We start from the raw sequence: 22008 nt of genomic DNA, 5'->3' as shown, positions 1-22008 counted from the left end.
ATAAGCAAGCAGCCTTCCCAAAGATTCATTACTACACGTGTATTATTTCAAAAACTCTTTGTTTTTCTCATACCATTCTTGGGCCAGCTTCTCCACATTTTCCCCGCCAAGTCGCTTCCATTCTTTGCGAACTTCTTCCATCGCAGTTTCTGGGGTTGAAGCATTGCCGCCAGTTACGGCTTTCACCTCAATTTGCGTTGCAATCGGATGGAATGTTGCGATTAATTGACTGACTTCTGGAAGATCCGGATTAAAGGCAATGTCTCTGCGATATTTATTTTTGAGGGCCACATTCAAAGATTGTGTCTTTATTTTGGCATATTCTTGGGATACAGCATCTTGCGCAGCCATGACCGGGAACCACTCAGGTACTAAGCTAAAATCAGATACGATTGCGTATTCATTCGCGTAAGATACTTCCTTACGGGATTTATCAGCATTAAGAACTTGAGGAATCTTCCCATCCAACAGTTTGTAATGAACGTTTTCCTCGCCGTACTTCAGTGACATATCCCCTTTTTCCATCATCCAATCTAGGAATTTAACAGCTGTTTCGATTTTATCTTCTTTCATCTTGCTGTTAAAAGCGACAAGAATATTCGCCGGTAGCTCCTGATACAACCCATTTTTCCCATATTTACTAGCTACCGGCTCTAACGGAACCATCTTCGCATCCGGCACATTTTTCTTTAGATCTAAAAATTCATTTTGCATATTCCAAGAACTCATATAAATACCTGATTTGCCCGTCGTCCACAATTGACGCGCTCGCTGGAAGTTGCTATCCGTAATATATTCTTTATCCAACAAACCTTGGTCGAATAACGATTTCTGATAAGCGATGGAATCCTTGTAGCGATCCAACGTTCTACCAAATTTCATTTTGCCGTCTTCCAAATACCATTGATTCTCATTCACCGAAAAGAGGGCTCTGATAATTTGCACAGCATTACCATTGAACGCAATCGGTACGGTATCTGCTTTACCATTGCCGTCAGGGTCCTCATCTTTGAATTTTTTAGCCACTTCAATCAATTCTTCCGTTGTCGTTGGTGCCTTTAATCCGAGTTTATCCAACCAATCCTGACGGATCCACATGGCATGGTTGGCAATACCATCAATACTTCTACTGCTGGTAATTGCATACATTTTACCATTAATGGTCATTGCAGACTTCAGCTCAGGATGTTCTTGCAGATACTTTTTCAATGTCGTACTGTACTTCTCAATGTAGCTGTCAATGGGCTGAATGGCACCTTGGTTTGCTAATTGAGCAATATAGTTGCGATCATACTCCCAGATGAGATCTGGCGCACTGCCAGAAGCAACCAGTGTGCTTAACTTCTGTTGAGCCTGCGCTCGGGGAACTGGAACCCAATTCACTTTCGCAGGTGAATTTTCATTGATCCATTTCGTCCAGCGGTTATCCTCATAGCTGCCTTCTTCTGCGGCTACTGTACCTCTATCAAACGCGGAAATGCTGATTTCTTTCTTCGGTCCTACCGGTGTTGCCGCAGCTGGTGCACTGCCATGTGGCGCAGTCGAGCTGCTTTCGGTCGTTGTCGTATTCGAACTACAGGCAGCCAGTACCGCCAAAGACAAGCTTACAGCAAGAACTGGTTTCCAAACATGTTTCGACTTGTTCAATGCATTCATCCCCTTATAGTTTGGTATCTATACCAAGGGCTATTTGCCCCATGATATCAGCCTTTAACTGATCCAATCAAGACTCCTTTAACGAAATGTTTCTGAAGGAACGGATAGACAATCAGAATTGGCGTAACTGCGATGACGATGGCAGCCGCTTTGATGCCTTCTGGCGTCAGGACTACATTAGCCACGCCTTCACTTCCAGAAGCATTGTCGAGCAAACTCTGATCCACCTGCAGAATCATTTGGTAGAGCTTGAGCGTCAGCGTCTGCATGGTCGTTTTGGTCACATAAAGCAATACGTTGAAATACGAGTTCCACCAGCCCACAGCATAAAACAGGGAAAGAGCAGCTAGAATCGGCTTGCATAAAGGTACGATGATCTGAACCAAAATTMGCCAATCACCTGCGCCGTCGATAGCCGCAGACTCCTCAACTTCCTCTGGTAAGCCCTCCATGAACGTTTTCATCACGAACATGTTATACGTACTTATTAAAGAAGGCAGCCATAATGCCCAGTACGTATCCATAAGTCCTAAGGATTTTACGAGTATAAAATTCGGAATTACACCCGAAACGAACAGCATCGTAAATGTGATGAACATGAGGATGGATGTGCGTCCCATCAGTCTTCGTCTAGAAAGCGGATACGCGGCCAATAAAGTAAGTGCCATATTGAGCGCTGTTCCCACAATGGTTACCAGTACAGTGTTGCGCATGGCTACGAAAAGCTGCCCATCCTGGAAAAGCCGCTGGTAGGCTTCCGTATTGAATTCAATTGGCCATAAGGACACCTCCCCCGCTGTAATGGCTCTACTGCTGCTGAAAGAAGCTGCGATCTCATACCAAAAAGGGTACAAAGCAATTAGTGAACAGATAGCGAGCACCGTGTAATTCGCCGCTGTTCCCAAACGAGTAAATAAGGGTTGATTGCTATTATAGGTTTTCATCGATTACCAAAGCCCCCGTTCTCCGAAAACTCGGGTTACTCGATTCACACCMACGACTAGAATCAAACCAACCGCAGATTGGAACAAGCCTAATGCTGTCGTATAGCTATAGTTCATATTTTGTAAGCCCACACGATACACGTAGGTGCTGATGACATCCGCTACATCCAATACAGACATATTCTGGAGGACCAGCGTCTGCTCGAGACCCACATCCATCATGTGCCCCATCCGAAGGACGAGCAAAATAGCAATTGTGCTGCGAATTCCTGGTAACGTAATATGCCATATCTGGCGCAGTTTCGATGCTCCATCCATCTTCGCCGCTTCATACTGCTGAGGATCAATGGATGCCATAGCTGCTAGGTATAAAATAGTGCCCCAACCCGCTTCACGCCAAATACCGGATAATGTATATGCGACTGGCCACCAGCCGGAACTGGCCATGAAGTAGATGGGCTCGATGCCAAACACTTTCGTCAGCACCAAATTCACAACCCCTGTGCTCGGGGAAAGCATAGCTATAAAGATCCCCCCTAGAACAACCCATGAAATAAAATGAGGTAGGTAGAGCAGATTCTGCACAGTCCTTTTATACCACTCTTTGCGCACTTCATTGAGGAGAAGCGCAAGAAGAATAGGTACTGGGAATCCTAAAACAAGACTGTAGACATTGAGCAGCAAGGTATTCCTGAGAACTCTCCAAAAATCAATACTTTGGAATAAGCTAGTGAAGTGTTTAAACCCCACCCAATTACTCCTAAAAATACCATCTGCAAATCGATAATCCTTAAAGGCAATAATTTCACCAACCATCGGGGCGTATTTAAATAACAGATAAAATCCGATCACAGGCAGTAGCATCAGATACAGATGTCGATCCCTTATCATTCGGTTTCTGAATGTGGATTGCGTCGGTTTGGTCCACATTGGCTTCCTTTGGTTTCTAACTGTATTGAAACCGGTCGCTCTTTCCTCCATGTTGTGTTCACCCTTTCGAAATTGAGCCTGCTGTTGTGCTGGCAATTCGATCGTATCCTGTGGTGAAGAGATTGGAAATAGACATGTTTTGTCCAGTTGACCTTTCTTACAAATCATCCTGTCACCTTTCTTACACATAGTTCATTTTGTTAAGGTGACAATAGACATTCCCTGTTTCTATGCGGGTTCCCACTTGGTATACAAATAGCAGCCTCCCCAGAATGGAGAGACTGCTGATTATTCGATCTAGTTCACTGAGGCAACACTTTCTTATTTCGAAGCTTTCCAAGCATCAATTTGCTTCTGCATTTCAGCTAGGATATTGTCTAGTCCGGCTTTTTTCAGCTTCGCATTCATCGCTGGCAGTGTCGTGTCTGGATCAGCAATCCCCGTGATCAATCCCGCATAGAATTCATCTACGACGGAAGCGGTTTGTGCCAATTCACTCTTCACGTTACTTGGGTCAAAGGAGAAGCCAAGAATTTTGGAAGGAATCGCTGCGGCATTCTTATCCGGACCTGCTGGGAACCATTTCGGCTGCGTTGCACTAGTTCGGAACGAATTGAACATATTGCCGTACTCCCAACCGGAGTCTACCCAGTAGCCGGCGTTGTCCATCTTTTTGATCAAACCATCTGAAACCTTCGTATAGTGCTTACCTTCAATCCCATAGCTCATCAAATTAAACAGCTCTGCATTGGCGTACATCAAGTTGTAGAACATCATCGCTCTTGCAGGATCTTTGGATGTGCGAGAGATCGCTGTCATGGTCGCGATAATGGAGCCTGTGCTCATATAGGGTTTAGAGAATTCGATCGCTGCTACATTCGCTGCATCCCCACCACCAAAGCGTTGTGCTTGGTTGGCTGCCGAGTCCGGATTAATGACCGTGAACGTGGAGGATACATATTTGCCTGCCAATTCATCCGAGTTCGTATCTTTAATCGTTGCTGCATCTTTACGAATAATGCCTTTGGAGTACCATTCGCGCATTTGTTTCAAAAAGGCCGTGAATTCCTTCGTCTCATACAAATTCACAACTTTGGAGGATGCATCGTCGATGCGAACTACACCCGGGTTCTTTTGTGAGAAATACTCAAGACCGATGGCACTGCCGTAGTTCCCCATAACATCCGTATCACCCTTCAGGCTGAATGGATATTTGTCTGGCTCCGACGCTTTCACTTTCTCAAAAAATGGCGTCAAATCGGCCAATGTTTTGAACTGCTCGGCTTTATAGCCATATTTGTCTAAGGTCGTTTTGTTCATCAGTAAGCCTGGTGTACGAGCCAGAACTTGGGTATTAATAATCCCGTACAGCTTGCCCTTCACTTTCGCCGCATCCCAAGCAGCCGGAGGAACTTGTTTCAAAATATCTTGGCCGTATTTCGGCAGCAAGTCGGTGATGTCGAGGAATGCTCCTTTATTTACGTTTTGCAAATAGTCATTCGTCCAGTTGGATGTGAAAATCAGATCCGCTTTCTCGCCAGAAGCTGCAATCGCTTGCATTTTCTGATCGTACGTACCCCAATCGACCAATTGAATGTTCAATGTTGCGTTGATCTTCTCTTTGGTAATTTTGCTCATCGCATCTTGAACCAACTTCGCATCAGGGAATACGCTTTGCGGCAAATACCAAGTGATTTCATATGGCTTAAGCTCCGTTGCGGCTGGAACTGATGACGCTGTTGCCGCTGGAGATGCAGGTGCTGCGCTGGCTGCTGGGGATGGTGAAGAGCTATTCGTGCTGGAACCGCAAGCGCTGAGCAGCATAGAGAGGGACACGCAGCTTACAATAACGGGAGATAACGCTTTGATTGTTCTATTTTTCATATGATCGAACCCTCCTGATTTCATGGTCAACATGGTACAAATGAAGTCATGTATTATCATCCGATCCGGATTCGGATTGACAAACGAAATGAGCCTTACACTCAGTTAGCCTTTAACGGCACCAACTGTCAATCCTTTGATCAAGTATTTCTGAAAGAACGGGAAAGCGAACAACATCGGGCCTGCTGCCAGAATGGCAATCCCCATACGGGAAGATTCAGCTGGAATCGCACTCATATCAATGCTGATGCCTGCTTGCATATTTTTCGTCAAAAACTCGATATTAGACATGATTCGCTGCAAGTAGTATTGAAGCGGAATCAGATTCTCATTTTGAATGTACAGCATAGCAAGCCACCAATCATTCCAGTAAGCCAGGGCATAGAACAAACCTACTGTCGCTAGGGCTGGTTTCGAAAGTGGAAGAACAATTCGCACGAAGGTGCTCAGTTCGGAAGATCCATCGATTTTGGCCGACTCAATAATTTCAAAAGGCAACCCATCCATAAAACCCTTCATGAGCATCGTGAACCACGCGCTGACCCCATAGGGAAGAATTAATGCCCAAATCGTATCCTGCAGGTGTAACACACTTGTCATAACGATATACGAAGGAACTAATCCGGCATTGAAGAGCAACGTGAAGAAGACGAAGTAGCCTGTGATTTTGCTATACCGATAATCCTTCCGAGTCATGATATACGCCAAGGAAGAAGTGAGTATCAAGCTTAACGCGGTTCCTACGACTGTCACAAAAATCGTCACCATATAGGATTGAAGCAGTGCCTTCGGCGTTTGAAAAATATACGAATACGCGACAAACGTAATGCGCTCCGGGATCAGCTGGTAGCCAAATTGGGCGATATCCCCATCGAAGGAGAGTGAGACTGAAATAACGTACAGCATCGGATAGATGAACAGGATCGATAGAACCATAAAGAATAGAATAATCAGCCAGTTATTTTCTGACTTTTTCCTGATAGATGAACGCACCGCCACCCTCCTCCTTAGAACAACGCATGATCTTTACTTAATTTCCTGACGAGTAAGTTCGTCGATACGACTAGAATTAAGCCAACCACTGCTTGGTACAAGCTAGCGGCGGACGCCATGCCTAGGTCACCAACGACTCGCAACGAGCGAAACACATACGTATCTACGACATCTGTCGTCGGGTATAACATCCCTGCATCTCGGGGCACGAAGTAGAATAATCCGAAATCCGAGTAGAATATGCGGCCCACATTGAGCATGAACAACATCGTTATCAGCGGCAAAATGAGCGGGATTGAGATCTTCCGAATTTGCTGTAAACGCGAAGCTCCGTCTATGGAAGCAGCCTCGTAATAACTGTTGTCGATGGACAGCAAGCCAGTGAAGAAGATGATGGCGGTGTAGCCGACATTTTTCCATAAATAGGTGAGTGTTAAAATGAGGGGCCAATAGCCTGGCTTACTGTACCAGTCGATTGGGGCGACATGGAACTGATCCAATACCTTATTGATCACACCGAAGGATGGATTCAGCAAAATGTAGCTGACGAAACCAACAACGACCCACGAAAGAAAGTAAGGAAAGAACAAGATCGTCTGGAACAGCTTCACCCATCTCCGGCCCAACTCCGCCAGCAATAATCCAATGACTAAAGCGCAGGACATGCCCACCACAATAAACAATCCATTTAATAGCAGCGTGTTTCGTGTAATCCTTAGCGCATCTTGTGAGTTGAAGAAAAACTTGAAGTTATGCAACCCAACCCAATCGCTTCCCCAAATGCCTTTGGCGTAGTTGATATCTTTGAATGCGATCACGATCCCGTACATAGGTAAGTAGTAAAAGATGAACACCACAATGATGGCCGGCAATCCGATCAAAAACAAACTTCTTGCCTTCCAGAAATGCTTCGATTCTTTGCGTAATGCTGAGAAGATTCCCAAGTATGCTGCCTCCTTCTGTCTGGGTTACCATGCGTCCTCTTTGTGATTTCATCATACGAAATTCGTTGAGAAATTGGATACTGCTCATTTTTGCTGGGGTTAAAATAGACTGTACGATTTGAAAATCGGAGGGATTTTCACTGTATTTTTTTGTGATGGAGGTGGATAAAAGATAGGTAAAACCGTGATAGATTCAGGCTTTTGTGGAAATGTGAGCATATAAGAGGCAGGTGAAATAATGCGGACGACGGAGTACAATATCGGTCTTGAGAACGATCATAAACAACTGAGTATGCAATATACTGTTTACATGATCCACAATTCAAAGAACGGGGAGATAACGAATGACTAGGAATTCCATTGAAGTAAGCGGCTTACGCAAAAGCTTTGGCAAACAAACCGTATTGGATGGTATCGATTTACAGGTGGCAAAGGGGTCCATATTTGCGTTACTTGGGCCAAATGGAGCAGGAAAAACGACGCTGATAAACATTCTATCAACGTTATCTGAGCCGGATGCGGGCTATGCACGAATCGAAGGGTATGATGTCATCGCTGACCGCAAGATCGTGCGGGGGGCGATTTCGCTCACAGGGCAATTCGCAGCGGTGGATGAAGTGCTGACGGGCCTCGAGAATATCATCATGATGTGCCGGCTAGCTGGCTTATCTGCTGGCGAGTCCCGCATTCGTGCAGCGGAGCTGCTGAAGCAATTCGAGCTGGAAGCCGCGGCTACTAAGCGTGTGAAATCCTACTCTGGCGGTATGCGCCGCAGGCTGGATCTGGCGGTCAGCCTTGTCGTTAGTCGTCCAGTTCTCTTCCTCGACGAGCCGACGACGGGCTTAGATACGGTCAGTCGCCGCTCCCTGTGGGAGACGATTCTGCGGTTGAAGCAGCAAGGCATGACGATTCTGTTGACGACGCAATATTTGGAAGAAGCCGATCAGCTTGCTGACGAAATCGCCGTGCTGAATCATGGACGCATCGTCGCATCCGGCTCAGCAGAGTCCTTGAAAGCTCGCGTTGGCGGCGAAGTCATTGAGCTCAGGAATGCCTTGGATGAGGTCATCCTATCCATACCGACGAGCGGCACTGTTCAGGATGTTTGCCAAACGTTGAACGAGATCGCGGGCTCATGCCCGCCCGGTACGCGCATCTTCATTCGCAAACCAAGCATGGACGATGTCTTTCTTGCGCTGACGACAACTGATAACAAGGAGGCTTTCCTCGTATGAGTGATTTTCAATCTCTGAAGAACCTACAGCCGGTGAACTCGAACAACCCTCACCCCTTAAACATGAATAATCTTCAACCTATGCCCAAGCCAGCTTCTTTCGCAGCAACCAATGCTGTCTTCGTCGGACGCAGCATCCGTCACAGCTTGCGTAACATCGAGTCGCTGATGATGGCCATCATGCTACCCATTATGCTCATGCTGCTGTTTACCTATATATTCGGCGGCGCCCTTGATCCGAGCGGCAATTATGTGAACTATGTCGTTCCAGGCATCATCCTATTGTGTGCAGGCTTCGGCTCATCCAGCACGGCTGTTGATGTGGCAAGCGACATGACCAATGGCATTATCAACCGTTTCCGGACCATGCCGATCAGCAGCATCAGCGTCATTACGGGTCATGTCGCCGCAAGCCTTGCTCGAAACTTACTTGCTACTTGTATGGTTATCGGGGTTGCGCTGCTTGTTGGTTTTCGTCCAAACGCGACATTCATCGAATGGCTTGGAGCCATTGGCCTCATCATCTTGTTCATTCTGACCTTTACCTGGCTGTTCGCCGCGATTGGCCTCGTCACGGGCAGCCCTTCCGCTGCTAGCGGTTACGGCTTTGCCCTGCTGTTCCTCCCTTATCTGTCCAGCGCATTCGTCCCAACGAATACCATGCCATCTTGGATACAGGGTTTTGCGAATCATCAGCCCATTACACCGGTAATCGAAACGATCCGCGGCTTGCTAATGGGTACGCCGGTACTGCATAACGGTTGGTGGGCTATCGGCTGGTGTTCAGTCTTGCTGGTGATGTCCATTGGTTGGTGTCTCCTTGCGTTCCGTCGGAAAAGTGGGAAGTGAGTGGGGTTAACACAAACTTTTACGCACCACGTGCAACTTCCAGCGTGCGGTTCGTAGAGTTGGACCGAACCAACGAACGGCATGTTCAGATAGATAACGTTACACCATCACCTTATCTCGACGAAAAACTCTAATTAACCCCACATAACGTTATGGCGTAACGCTATTCTACTTCTACTAGCTCATTTTCAACTGACTAGTAGGAATAGCGTTATGCCATCATTCTATTTTCCTCAGATGTCGGCTCGTAACCCAAATAACGTTATCGCATAACGCTAGTCGCAGGAACAGCCACACAAATAATGATCACGTACTGAATTACGCCTAGCGGGACATCGATTGGTACATTGGACTACTGAAGATTGCCATTGGATGGTCCAACCTTGCGTTCGGTAGAAAGGGCGGTAAGCAAGGAGGAACTTCTGAAGCTGCAGCTCAGGTTCATTCCCCGGAACAATCGGCGAAAGATGCACAAGTACACTTATTTTTGGGTGAAACGCCTCAAACTAGATGAATAAGTTCGAAAAGGCATCCTTTTTCACTGAAAAGGTGTCCAAAGGATGCTTTTCGGAAAAATTGTTGCCTTTTCGCAAGCATTTCAGATAGGCGGGCTTCCCTTCGATACAAAGGTTGCGCTTTTGCATTTTTCGTAGCGACATAAGTGGCTTATAGTACTCCCTTGACCTCTGACTGAGCGACATTTCGCGCAATAATCCATATTAACGAAGGGATACGATACTCCGATGAAGAATGAGTATGTAAATCTTTTGAAAATAAGGAGTTTGATACCTTTACATGGTTATTCAGTCTAAGATTTTAGTCAAAACTACATTAGCGTTAGGATTAATGCTGAGCCTCGCCATTACAGCTTCTATTCCACCTATCCACGCCGAGGAAAACAATGTGGGTTGGAAGGATATCGCTGTTGGAGGGCGCGTTAGCCTGGGAATGAAAAACGATGGCAGCGTTTGGGCATGGGGAGAAACGAACCGTAATGGTGTTTTTGGCAATGGAGAAAAGGGTCCAAGTGCTACGAACACGAAATTTCCTACTCAGGTGAAAGAATTGAATGATGTCATCTCCATCGCTGCTGGTTCCGAGCACGCACTCGCCGTTAAAAAGGACGGTACAGTGTGGGTATGGGGTGATAATTTAGGCGGACAAGTCGGTGACGGTATGCAGACGACTCTTGAGACAGGATCAGGAAAAATGGTTACAGATAATAACCGTGCTCTTCCACATCAGGTCGAAGGATTAACACATGTCGTTTCCGTTTGGGGAGCTCGGGGGAAAAGCTATGCAATTAAAGATGATGGTACTTTATGGGCCTGGGGAGGCATCTATTATAAGAAACCCGATGGATCTACTGGCACTTATACGTACCCTGTCCAATTAAGATTTCAAAATGTGAGTAGCATTTCAACCGGATATGGCGATAACCTATTAGTTCTTGAAAAAGACGGAACCGTATGGACGCTTGACCGAGGAGCCATCGTGAAGATTGACGGACTCAGTGATATTACTGCTATTGCGGCAGGTGGAGTCAACTCCTATGCCCTACAAAAAGATGGCACCGTTTGGGCATTTGGTTCAAATGGCCAAGGCGTTGTCGCGGGAAAAGACACAGCTAACAAATCCGCTCCCCAGAAGGTACAAGGCATCCAGGACATTATCGATATCCGTGCTACCGCTGGCGGTCCCCTTTATTTGAAGAAGGATGGTACCGTTTGGGCAAGTGGAGATAACCTAGGCGGTCAATTAGGTATAGGTTCCTATAATAGTAGTGATGTCCCTGTACAAGTAAAAGGTTTAATGAAAGTTTCTAAAATCGGAGCACATGGGACTGGGTTTCGTTCCTTAGCACTTAGAGAAGATGGCACACTCTGGTCGTGGGGCGGCGGTTATTCCGGTGATGGTACGGAGTGGTATCGGACTGAACCCGTTTGGATTAAAAGTACGGATGACGAAGCTGCACCTCAAACTACGTTGATCTCTGTACGTCTAGATGGGACTTTGCTCTCGTTCGAGCAGCAACCCACGATCATCAATGGAAGCACACTGGTTCCCTTGCGTAAAATATTCGAAACATTTGGAACCCATGTAACATGGGATGCCAATACCTCAACGATTACAGCAACGAAAGGTAACAACGTACTAACACTGATTGTCGGAAACACGACAGGTTCCTTGAATGGAAAGTCGATTTCGCTTGACGCTCCTCCTACCATTATCAATGGCAGCACCCTAGTACCTGTTCGTTTTATTGCAGAGTCACTTGGTACCAAAGTTGATTGGGTTCCTGAAACACATACAGTAAACATCGTCACGAAATGAAAAAAGGCCATTCCTTCTTATTGGAGGATGGCCTTTTTGGTGTATTAACTTTTGTATTAGTCAAACGTGATGAAATCGAAATCAATGTACCGATCCTGTTGCAGTTTCATTTTCTCTTCCGCCTTTAAGGCTATCACCATAACCTCTTCATCATCATTCTCCACCGCAGCGAACTGATATCCACTTGCTTTAATCATGTCATTTATTTCCTTGAGTAAACCATAGGTATTCATATAACTACCCACATGCTCAGGATGAATGACTCGCTCTTGACCATTCAACCTAAAGCTAACGGTAATTGGCCCTTCTTCTGCTTCCCATGTTTCCTTTATATCAGTCGGCTGAAATGCCCCACGTGATATCTTGCTCCACTGCCCTAACGTAGTTACGTAAGCATCTTTTCCCTTACCGACATCTAAATCCCAATCCTCTACCCAAACACGGTCTTCATCTGCTATTAAAAGAGAGAGTTCTGCTAAATCATTGTAATACTCGCTAGAATCGAAAGGATTCCAATCTGTAAACTTCTTTTGTAGTTCCAGCATTTTGTTATCAAACTCTTGACTTGACAGTCCCTTAACACTTTCAAAAAAACCTAATTTCCGATAATATTGCCCTGCATCTAATAGTCGTTCAGTAGGCTTAAGCTGACCAAACTTCTCCTTGCTTAACTGATAGGGTGTTTTTATTTCTTCTAAAGATTGTAAGATATTTTGATAGTCTTTGTTTACTTCTGAGTAAACGAGTTCTCCTGAAACGAGAATAACATTGAAAAAACTATACGTCCCGTCGACTATTGTATGGGTAACTGTAAGATCTTCACCCTTCGTTCCTCTCTTTGAATAGGCAAATTGCCGTGCATTCAACCCATTCGTTTTCAATGTTTTTTCCTCGTAAAATTTAGTGATCTTCTGATCTTCCAACATTTTTTTTATACCCGCTTCATAATCATCTAGTGTCAGAGTCTCTTCGAATAGTGACTTTGATTCTGATGAAGATAACAAAGCGTTATTACCGCTTCCCGCGTATAGTTGGTATTTAACGTTAGCTGGAGGCGTTAGACTCAGCCAATTCCCACCTAATGTTGCTTTTAACTTCTTATCAGGGGTAACTATATCTCGAGTAGATTGAAGATAAATCGTTTTCGAACTGCTTTCCCAAGTCACAACAAATTTGGAGGCTTCTCCTACAAACCGGATTGGCACAAAAATACTGCCTTCGATATTTCTCGGCGCAACAGTTAACGTATTGGAATCGCCGTTTAAAGTAGCCTTTGGATTATCCACCTGTAGAGCAATCTTCGCTCCTTGCTTCTCCGCTTGGATCGTTCGTGTTGTCCCATCCCACTGAATAACGAAACCTAACTTTTCAAAAAGAGGTCGGAACTGTACCAAAGTCGTCCCCGCATCTACCAATGGAGCAAGATCAAACAGAACGCGGTCGTCGTTCACTAATACGGATATGCCTGATACCTTGTCCGATGAAGCAGAAGCCCGATTTACCGCAACTCCTGATTGTTCCAATTGCTCCAACAGCGCGTTAGACTTTTCATTAAGAGAATCTTTGGTAACATAGATTTGACGTAGTTTATTCATTACGCCGATCGATGAGATATCTGTTACTGGGTTATTTGAGACATCCAGCCATCCAAGCTTAAGTTTGGTAAGTGGTTGAATAGTCTTAATTTTATTGTTACTGGCCAGTAAGTCGGTCAGACCAGTCAGGCGAGAAAAACACCCAATTTCCTCAATTTGATTATTAGAAATGACTAACTTTTGTAAGTCAGACAGATTCGCGATCGGACAAGCATTTTGAATTTGATTATTATTAATAGCAAGAAACGTTAAATTATACAAACTACTTAGCGGACTGATATCAGTAATTTCCTGATTAGGCAAGTATAATTGTTCCAGATTACGTGCCATATTCAGACCTTTTAAACTCTTAATTTTCTCTTTCCCCTTCGGATATAGGGACGTTAGTTTTTGTAAATTTGTATAATCCAGTGCCGTACCTTCTTCTAGTTTCAGCTCTGCCCGAATTTCCTTTTCGAGAACAGCATCCTCGATTTTAACCTCTGGCGATGCAGCATATGTCTGAGTTGGGACCAAGCTGCTCCATGATAATATCCCGATTAAAGCAATAGCAATAATTTTATATGTCACTGTTCATACCTCCATTTCATTCTACTTGCTTACAATTACGACCGTTTGATTCTTCTCATCCCACTCTACCTTAGCGCCGAGCGTTTCGCTGACAAAACGGACTGGCACGAACGTCGTTCCATTCTGTATCTTAGGGGCAATGTCTAGCTGAATGACACGGCCATTAACGAATGCTTCTTTCGAATCAATCGTTAATTGTACCTCCTTATCTCCTTTCGTCGCTTTGACCGTACGCGTTTGCTCGTCCCACGTCACACTTGCGCCTAGAGCGTTGAAAATTCGACGCATCGGAAGTAAGACACTCCCCTCTTCACGCAGAGGTTTCTCATCGTTAGAAAAGCTTTGAATATTCGTATTGATCATGACGGTAAGCTCATTGCCATGTGAAATGACAACACCACGATTCTTAGCAGTCTCTATAAATTCTAGCGATCTATCATCAAGTGGATTGTTCCCAACGTGAATCTCCCACAGTTTTGGATGGTCATTCAGTGCTTCAATATTGGTGATCTGATTGTTAGCCAGGTATACCTCCGTTAAGTTCACAAGCTTTGTTAAAGCCGAAATGTCCTTAATCTGATTGAAGCTCACGTCTAGATCCGATAAGGTTGAAAACTCCTTAATTCCCGAAATATCAGTGACATTACTATTGGATACATGTAAACTCACCAATCGACKAAGATTCTTTAAAGATGTTAGATTCTGGATGTTATTTCCGTTAAGAGAAATGTAGTTTAATCGCTCCAGGTTAGATAAATAAGAGATATCAGAGAGACCATTGTATCCCAATGTTAAAAAAGTAAGAGATGTCAATTGCCCAAGCCTTGAAAAGTCTTGCACCGGAACCCTATCCAGAAATAGCGTTGATAGTTTATGCAATTGCACTAATGGCGTAATATCGGTAATTGGATTATAGCTGAGTTGTAAGTCCGACAAGTTCGTCATAAGTAACAACGGATTCAATTCAGTGATTTGGTTATTCATTACGTTCAGATGTTCTAATGAAGTCAACTTCGTTAGCGGTCTAATATCTCGAATATGATTTTTAGACAGATCGAGCCTAGTTAAACTATGCATGTCCTGCAAGAAAGTCAGATCTTCGATTCCAAAGTTGGAAAGATTGAGCCAATACAGTTTTTTTAGATTTTGGAGAACGGTAAAATCCTTAACTGGGTTGTCATCAAAACTTAGGATGGTAAGCCCCGGCATGTTTTGGATAACTTGGATATCTGAAATGTGATTACGACTGATTGAAAGTGAGGTTAGTTTCGTCAATTTGTTCAGCATGCTAATATCTTCGATCTCATTACTGCCTATGTATAGCGAAGTTAAATTGATCAAGCGCGACAGAGAGGAAACTTCTTTAATGTGGTTAAAAGAAACTTGCAACGAAGTTAGGTTCACCAAAYCTTGTAAAGGAGATAAGTCATAGATATCGTTACCGTAAAGAGTTAATATTTCGAGTTTAGTTAGTCCTCTTAGAGGCTCCAGATTGCGTATTTTATTATCGTACAAGGTTACATCTTTTAAATTAACCAATCCACTTAAAACGCTAATATCAGTTAATTCATTATGATTAAAATCAAGAGATTCGAGATGTGTTAAGTTAGCAATCGGCGTTAAATCGGAAATCTTATTTTCTCCCATACGAATAGAGGTTAGATTTTTGGCATATTCCAGACCGTTTAGGCTTTTGATACCTAACCAACTTGCTCCCGAAATCGACTGTAGTGACAACATATCCTTCTCTGTAATAGACGCGTCTGAAAGTTTCAACTGTTTCCGAATTAACGCATCTAAAGCGGGATCCTCAATCGTTACAACAGTTATCGATTCCGCATGGACTGTTCTAGAACCCCCCATGAATTGCCCTATGGATATAAGAAATAGAACAACTGCAACAAGCCACATATATTTCTTTATTAGTTTCAAGATCTTATCCTCCTATTTAAAATTCACCTTAAAACCTCTCCCCATTATAGTAGAGCGAAACCCCATCAGTATACTAAATATTACAAATTATCCAATCTATTAAATGTAGACACATCAATAAGCCGTTCAGGTAGATAACGTTATGCCATCGCCTTATCTCGTAGAAAATGGCTGAATATACCCATTTAACGTTATCGCATAACGTTATTGTCCCTTTACTGCTCATTTACTACTTTAAAGTAGAAATAGCGTTATGCCATCATTCTATTTTCCTTGAAAATGTGCTATTAACCGAAATAACGTTATCGCATAACGCTATTCGCAGGAACAGCCTTTACCCAAAAAAAACAGCGCCTCGACTATGAGTGGGTGATGGGGGCTGTGATTGGTGTTGGTTGCTGGGGCTGGTGCTGGGGCTGGTGGTGGTGCTGGTGGTGGTGCTGGTGGTTGCTGGTGCTGGTGGTGGTGGTGCTGGGGCTGGTGGTGGGGCTGTGATTGTGATTGGTGTTGATGTTGGTGCTGGGGCTGGTATTTGTGCTGGTATTGGTGTTGGTGGTGGTATTTGTGCTGGTGCTGGTGCTGGTGCTGGTGATCGTGCTGGTATTGGTGGTGGTGGTGGCTGTGGTGTTTACTGGAAATTGTACAGCTATTTCAGAACAATTCACCTGAAAAATCGTAATAGATGGAAAACACGCAGCTAATTCTCCCCCAACTAAGCGTATGGGCGAAATTTCCGGAAATTAGCTGTACATAATCCATCTATTCTCCATTTGTATCAATTTTACGAAGAATTAACTACAGGAAATCCATCTATTCGCTTAAATGAGTAACCTAACAGGCTTGCGGGTTGGGGTGGGGTGGCTCCGGGGTCGAGGACAGGTTACCCCTGCCCCACTCTTTTCTGCCTCAAATAACACTCAATCCCATCCAAGATCCGCTCAAGTCCGAAATCCAGATCGTTGCCGATCGGGTTCTCCACCTCATCCGTGTAAGCACCTGCCATCAAGATGGGATGCAGATGGGGGAAACGATCTGGCTTGACCAATTGCTTCAGTGCTGCGCCGTAATTGACCCCACTAAATGCTTCCGGACTCGCGCCATCACGGATCGCCTTATCCATATCCCGCGCGATCAGACCGCATGCTCTAGAATAACTGCTGATGAGCAGTAGAAATGACATCTTCTCAAAATCGTTCAGCGGAAAATCCCGCATGATTCTCAACATCCAGTCGATCACCTGAAGATTGTTTGGCGCGAGGGGAACACTCGTAATAGGAATATCGCCATACCACGCATGTTTGCGGAACACATCTACACAAGCCCAGACGTATTCCCCCATTTCCTCGCGCCACGGCTTACCTGGCACCTCCGGTGGAATCGGGATGTCACACACCGCATCCTGCATCAGCACGAGCAAATCTTCCTTACTTGTGATGTAGCGATACAAAGACATCGTTGTGTATCCCAACGATTGGGCTACCCTGCTCATCGACACTGCCGCAAGTCCATCGCTGTCAGCAATGGCAATCGCCGCGTCAACGATTTTTTTGATGCTGAGTTCACCTTTGGGCCCTCTACGGGACGGCTTCACGATTCCCCAGCTAAGAGCTACACCTGACGGTAAGCTCTGTATAATTTCATCATCGATCTCGTCACCGATCTCCATGTTGTTCAAGCCTCCATTATCCTTGCATTCCGAAAATGTATACATCGTATACAGTATATCACAATCGCATCTAGATTGATTAGTCGAGGCACCTAAGACAACAATCTAAAAATTTACAATTCCGTAATATGTAATTTACACGACCCTTACATAGTTTTGGTATAAGTAAGAAGTTAAGAGAAATGCGGATAATACCGAGGGGAGAATTACTACTAATGAAACGTAAATGGATCGTATTAACATCTTTACTGCTTACTCTTCCAGTGGCAGTTTCGGGAACAGTAACTGCTCAGCAAGTGAACGGCGTAACCTCTGAAAATGTAACCTATTCGAGTAATGGACAAGTCATTCAACCATCAGCACCAGCTGTAAATTTGGACGGCAGTTTGTACATGCCAGTTCGCGCACTATCGGAAGCCATGGGTAAATATGTGGATTGGGATGAGTTCCGTAACAGTGTATCTTTAACGGACAAGCCTGTCTTGACTGGTAAATACGAGCTGAAGGCAGCCAATCTTGCAGAAGGTATTAAAATGGGCGTGGGATCATCATTAACGCACCTTCCAGGAGACCCTGATAATGTATTCTATACGACGGCCGATCGCGGGCCTAACGGTCAACCTACAATCAATGGTAAAACAGTGCGAACATTCCCAATGCCAGACTATACACCAACGATTTATAAAATCGAAGTAAGTAAAGGTGAAATCAATATTTTAGACAAGTTCCCTTTGAAGCTAGCAGGTACTGACCCTGTGTCTGGTAAAGTTACGATTACTGGGCTGCCAAATATTAAAGGTCGCGATGAAGAGCCTTACGATGCAAAAGGCGAGAAAGTATTAGCTTACGACCCGTACGGCCTTGATATCGAAGGCTTAGCTTACAATCCAAAGGATGATTCTTTCTGGATTTCCGACGAATATGGTCCATCCATTGTCCATGTGAAACGTGACGGTACGATCATTGAGCGTATTGTGCCGAAAGGTTGGGCAAGTCAGGCATCTGCTCCGCTTGTGCCTTCCCGTGAGACGCTGCCAGAAGTGTACAACAAACTTCGCCAGAACCGTGGAGCTGAAGCTGTTGGCATAACACCTGATGGCAAATACATGTTCATGGCTATGCAAAACGCGCTTCGTAATCCAGATAAAGCCATGGACAATTCACGTCAGGTTCGGATTATTAAGTTTGACCTCGCAACTCTTAACCCTGTTGCTGAGTTTGTATACGTCCTAGAGGATGCGAAGCAATTTAAAGATCTTGTTCAAGGCGATATCGTCATCTCCGATATGGTTGTCGTGAACGAGAACACACTGTTAATCGATGAGCGGGATAAATTCTCTGGCGATAAAGTACAGTTGAAGCGCATTTATGCCATTGACCTTTCAACAGCAACCAATGTTATTGGCAAGTACGACAGTGCGACAGCAGCAGGTAAAACGCTTGAGCAAATGACGATTGCAGATCTGAAAGCCAATAACATTCTGCCTACGACGAAGCGTACCGTATTGGATGCAGTAGCATTCAAGTTCCCTTATGAAAAAATCGAAGGTGTTTCGCTCATTAATGGTGATACGCTTGCCATTACGAACGATAACGATTTCGGCATTGACAGCACGACACCAGAAAATGGTACACTTCTTTGGACATTTAAACTGCCATACACAATTAAATAGGTTACATCAACGAAAAGACCCGAAAATCCAATCATGGACTTCCGGGTCTTCTTCTTTCATCGCATGCGCTTTGCCATATACTCCCTTGGCGTCATCCCAAACTTTGCCTTGAATAGCTTATAGAAATAACTCTCATTCTCTACGCCTACTCGTTGCATGATCTCCTGAATGCTTAGCTTGGAGTTCTCCATCCATTCCACCGCTTTATGCAGCTTCACCTGATTAATATATTCGGGAATCGACATCCCGAGGTGAATCTTGGATATTTTGCTCAACTTGTAAGCAGGCAGTCTCATCATTTCAGAAATACTTGCAGCGGAGAGAGAAGAGTCGAAATAGTTGGAATCGATGATTTCCTTGATCGTGTCGGCGACAACTTGGTTGCCTTGGATGCCTTTCTCCTCACCTTCACTATGAATGGCGCGTACCGCTTCCAACAGAAGTCCCTCGAATTGCTCAATCGTTTCCTCCTCATACAGCTCGCGACTCATCAGCCTAGCGGGAACAGCAATTGGCTCCTTACTCGTACGGTTCATCTCAAAAATCGTCTTCTTCAAATGGTGCACTACCTGCATACTGACCAGCATGATGCTGCCATAGTCCAGTTTGCGAATATGAGCGAATACATCGCGCAGTCTTTCTTCTGTTTTGATTGCATGCCCCTTAGGCACTGCATCTGTAAATTTGCTTACCAACGCCAATACTTGCTCTACATCCAAACTCCCCGTATTCTCGTCAATATGTACCTGTGTAATCACAGATTTCGTTCCAAACACATACCGATAAGAACTATTAGACAAGGTTTCGTTATAGGCGGCCGCAATCGCTGTATATTCCGTAATGACGTTGCTGACCGTTGCCGAAAAAGAGATATGGTAGTGTTTCTCGATGTAGTTCTGCGCTTCCCGCAGCGCTTGTTCCACGTGTTCCACGGAATCCGCTTGACCTTCAGCCGTGTTCAAAAGAATCGTGAATGAGTCGTCTTTCATATCCACAGTTTGGGCAACCATCCCCATTTGAGATATGGCATCCGTCGTGACATTGGCGATCGCGAAGCGCAGCAACTCTCTTTCAGCCAAACTTTTATGGCTTAGGAATTTCTTGTACTCATCGATGCGCAACACACAGATTAAGAACGGTTTATCTTTCGTTAGGGCATCATTCAACAGCCTCAGTACATCTTCAAATTCAGCTGCATTCATACTGTAGCTATCTGACATCAGCTTTTTCAAAAAGTAAATCTTCATGATGCTCGTATTATTATTCTTCTCGAGGTTGTATTCATAGAGCTGTTCTCTCGACTTCCGATACACCTCGGTCAAATAGGAAAACTCGTCTTTCACCCCAGGCTTTAGGAAACCATCCCGTCCCGATCCACCGAGCGACGTCTGTTCCATCAGTCTTCTCACTGGTCGATATATGCCACGAGAGACAGATAACGTTAAGAGCAGCGCCCCGACAAAAACAGCTCCCGTTATGAGCAAAATCGTATCCAGCAGCTGCCTCAAATTCGCGTAAACTTCTTTATACGGCTTCGCCTCCAACAGCGTCCATCCCGTATTTTCCAAGTAGATATAAGAGACGATAAACTTCTCACCATTCACTTTGGATTCGTAAAATCCAGCCGGCTCTCCCGCATGCATCCGATCTTGAGAAACTGACGTTTCAAAGGCTTGCTTAATCGTAACGGCCGAAGCCTTGTCCGCGATCAAAGGGGTGGTATCGGTTTCAATAAATTGATTCTTGTTGTCTAAAATGTATAAATCGCTTTGCGTTCGCGAATCAAACTGGTTAATCGTTCGAATGTTATCGACGAGCCAATCCAATTTCACATTGAGAATGATGGCGCCGTCCATCACACCTTTTTCATCCACATTTTCAAACATGACATAACTCAGCACGGTATCGTAGGTAGGTTTGGCGCTGCTGCCACCGGTTTGCATTTTCCGCACAATCGCTTTCAAAGGCGTAATATGAGGACTCTCCGCGAGAACCTTATCTAATTCAGCATCCTTATGGTACAGCTCACCAAATGTGGAGTAATACAGCTTCTTATGGTTGTTATAGACATAGACCGATTGAACGAATGGATAATTGGCAACGACGGTCGCATTCAGTTTATTAATCGTATTCATATGATCATACGTCTCTTCGTCATTCAAATACATGAGCGCCTTCACATCATTATTACCGTATGTAGAGAAGGTAAGCTTACTGATCATCGTGTCCAAATAATCGATATTGTACTTCATTTGGGACAAGAGCTTTTGGCTTCCTTCGTATTCGCTTTGAAACACATTTTTCTCCACATTCACGTAAATAAGACTGGAAAATGACAGTAAGATGAGCAGGATCATGCAGTTGATCCATAGAAAAATGCGCAGCAAATACTTCTTCTCCCGAACGACTCGCCAAAGTTTCATGCCAGTTCCCCCTTGTGTCTAAACATTATTAGGCACGAATCCCATGTACCTTATTATAACGCTTTCAACAAAAACAGTCCCTACTGATTTGCATCATAGGGACTGTCTCATTTTATACGCCTAGCTCATCCTATTTAAACAATTTCACCGACCACACATACTCCACCGACTCACCTAACTTAAACACCACCATTGCAGCTTTCCGTGCACTTTAACACGAATATATCACTGCTGAGCATTAAAACTACCAGTCTAATTGGCTCTTCGTCTTGCTCCGAATACTCCCCCATTGTGCTCCGAGCGAGAGTTGAAATAACTGGAAAAACTACAGCTAAATTTCAACAATTTCGCTCCAAATTCAGATTAACTGGAAAACATACA

At 44.5% G+C, this 22008-nt stretch carries 15 protein-coding genes; 5 read left to right on the top strand and 10 right to left on the bottom strand.

What is annotated here, in order from left to right; genetic code table 11:
* Positions 1-42 precede the first annotated feature (42 nt).
* The 6 genes from AB4114_RS28110 to AB4114_RS28085 form a co-directional block, all read right to left on the bottom strand.
* Entirely contained in the window at positions 43-1647 is a 1605-nt protein-coding gene (locus AB4114_RS28110) for an extracellular solute-binding protein (RefSeq protein ID WP_441991435.1), read from the bottom strand.
* Between the two features lie 56 nt (positions 1648-1703).
* A complete protein-coding gene (locus AB4114_RS28105; RefSeq protein WP_441991434.1) occupies positions 1704-2600 on the bottom strand; it encodes a carbohydrate ABC transporter permease in 897 nt (298 codons plus the stop codon).
* A gap of 3 nt (positions 2601-2603) precedes the next feature.
* Positions 2604-3698, bottom strand: coding sequence for an ABC transporter permease (locus AB4114_RS28100; protein WP_441991433.1), 1095 nt, complete (start codon positions 3696-3698; stop codon positions 2604-2606).
* A gap of 153 nt (positions 3699-3851) precedes the next feature.
* Complete coding sequence (locus AB4114_RS28095; RefSeq protein ID WP_441991432.1) at positions 3852-5414, bottom strand: DUF3502 domain-containing protein; 1563 nt, start codon at positions 5412-5414, stop codon at positions 3852-3854.
* A gap of 105 nt (positions 5415-5519) precedes the next feature.
* The gene (locus tag AB4114_RS28090) at positions 5520-6407 is read right to left on the bottom strand and encodes a carbohydrate ABC transporter permease (RefSeq protein WP_441991431.1); all 888 of its coding nucleotides are present in this window, start codon (positions 6405-6407) and stop codon (positions 5520-5522) included.
* A gap of 14 nt (positions 6408-6421) precedes the next feature.
* A complete protein-coding gene (locus AB4114_RS28085; RefSeq protein ID WP_441991430.1) occupies positions 6422-7351 on the bottom strand; it encodes an ABC transporter permease in 930 nt (309 codons plus the stop codon).
* Positions 7352-7695: 344 nt separating this feature from the next.
* Between AB4114_RS28085 and AB4114_RS28080 the strand changes: the two genes are divergently transcribed.
* The 3 genes from AB4114_RS28080 to AB4114_RS28070 all read left to right on the top strand — a co-directional run bounded on the left by AB4114_RS28080 (position 7696) and on the right by AB4114_RS28070 (position 11768).
* On the top strand, positions 7696-8586 hold the full coding sequence (locus AB4114_RS28080; RefSeq protein WP_441991429.1) for an ATP-binding cassette domain-containing protein: 891 nt from the start codon (positions 7696-7698) through the stop codon (positions 8584-8586).
* A 62-nt stretch (positions 8587-8648) separates the two neighbouring features.
* Positions 8649-9434, top strand: a complete 786-nt coding sequence (locus AB4114_RS28075; RefSeq protein WP_441991448.1) for an ABC transporter permease — start codon at positions 8649-8651, stop codon at positions 9432-9434.
* Between the two features lie 795 nt (positions 9435-10229).
* Positions 10230-11768 (top strand): stalk domain-containing protein, encoded by a 1539-nt coding sequence (locus AB4114_RS28070; protein ID WP_441991428.1) that lies wholly within the window; start codon positions 10230-10232, stop codon positions 11766-11768.
* A 56-nt stretch (positions 11769-11824) separates the two neighbouring features.
* Here the strand turns inward: AB4114_RS28070 and AB4114_RS28065 are convergent, their stop codons facing one another.
* Positions 11825-13933 (bottom strand): stalk domain-containing protein, encoded by a 2109-nt coding sequence (locus AB4114_RS28065; protein WP_441991427.1) that lies wholly within the window; start codon positions 13931-13933, stop codon positions 11825-11827.
* Between the two features lie 21 nt (positions 13934-13954).
* Positions 13955-15865 (bottom strand): leucine-rich repeat domain-containing protein, encoded by a 1911-nt coding sequence (locus AB4114_RS28060; RefSeq protein ID WP_441991426.1) that lies wholly within the window; start codon positions 15863-15865, stop codon positions 13955-13957.
* 395 nt (positions 15866-16260) lie between these two features.
* Between AB4114_RS28060 and AB4114_RS28055 the strand changes: the two genes are divergently transcribed.
* Positions 16261-16566, top strand: a complete 306-nt coding sequence (locus AB4114_RS28055; protein WP_441991425.1) for a hypothetical protein — start codon at positions 16261-16263, stop codon at positions 16564-16566.
* 179 nt (positions 16567-16745) lie between these two features.
* Here AB4114_RS28055 and AB4114_RS28050 read toward each other — a convergent pair whose 3' ends face one another.
* Complete coding sequence (locus tag AB4114_RS28050; protein ID WP_441991424.1) at positions 16746-17531, bottom strand: TetR/AcrR family transcriptional regulator; 786 nt, start codon at positions 17529-17531, stop codon at positions 16746-16748.
* Between the two features lie 215 nt (positions 17532-17746).
* On the opposite strand from AB4114_RS28050, the gene AB4114_RS28045 reads away from it, so the two are divergent.
* Positions 17747-19204 (top strand): esterase-like activity of phytase family protein, encoded by a 1458-nt coding sequence (locus tag AB4114_RS28045; RefSeq protein ID WP_441991423.1) that lies wholly within the window; start codon positions 17747-17749, stop codon positions 19202-19204.
* A 56-nt stretch (positions 19205-19260) separates the two neighbouring features.
* Here the strand turns inward: AB4114_RS28045 and AB4114_RS28040 are convergent, their stop codons facing one another.
* Positions 19261-21627, bottom strand: coding sequence for a helix-turn-helix domain-containing protein (locus AB4114_RS28040; protein WP_441991422.1), 2367 nt, complete (start codon positions 21625-21627; stop codon positions 19261-19263).
* Positions 21628-22008 lie beyond the last annotated feature (381 nt).

It is taken from the genome of Paenibacillus sp. 2RAB27 (assembly GCF_052115445.1).
Taxonomy (GTDB): domain Bacteria; phylum Bacillota; class Bacilli; order Paenibacillales; family NBRC-103111; genus Paenibacillus_E.
This window is presented reverse-complemented; position numbering and strand designations above follow the sequence as displayed.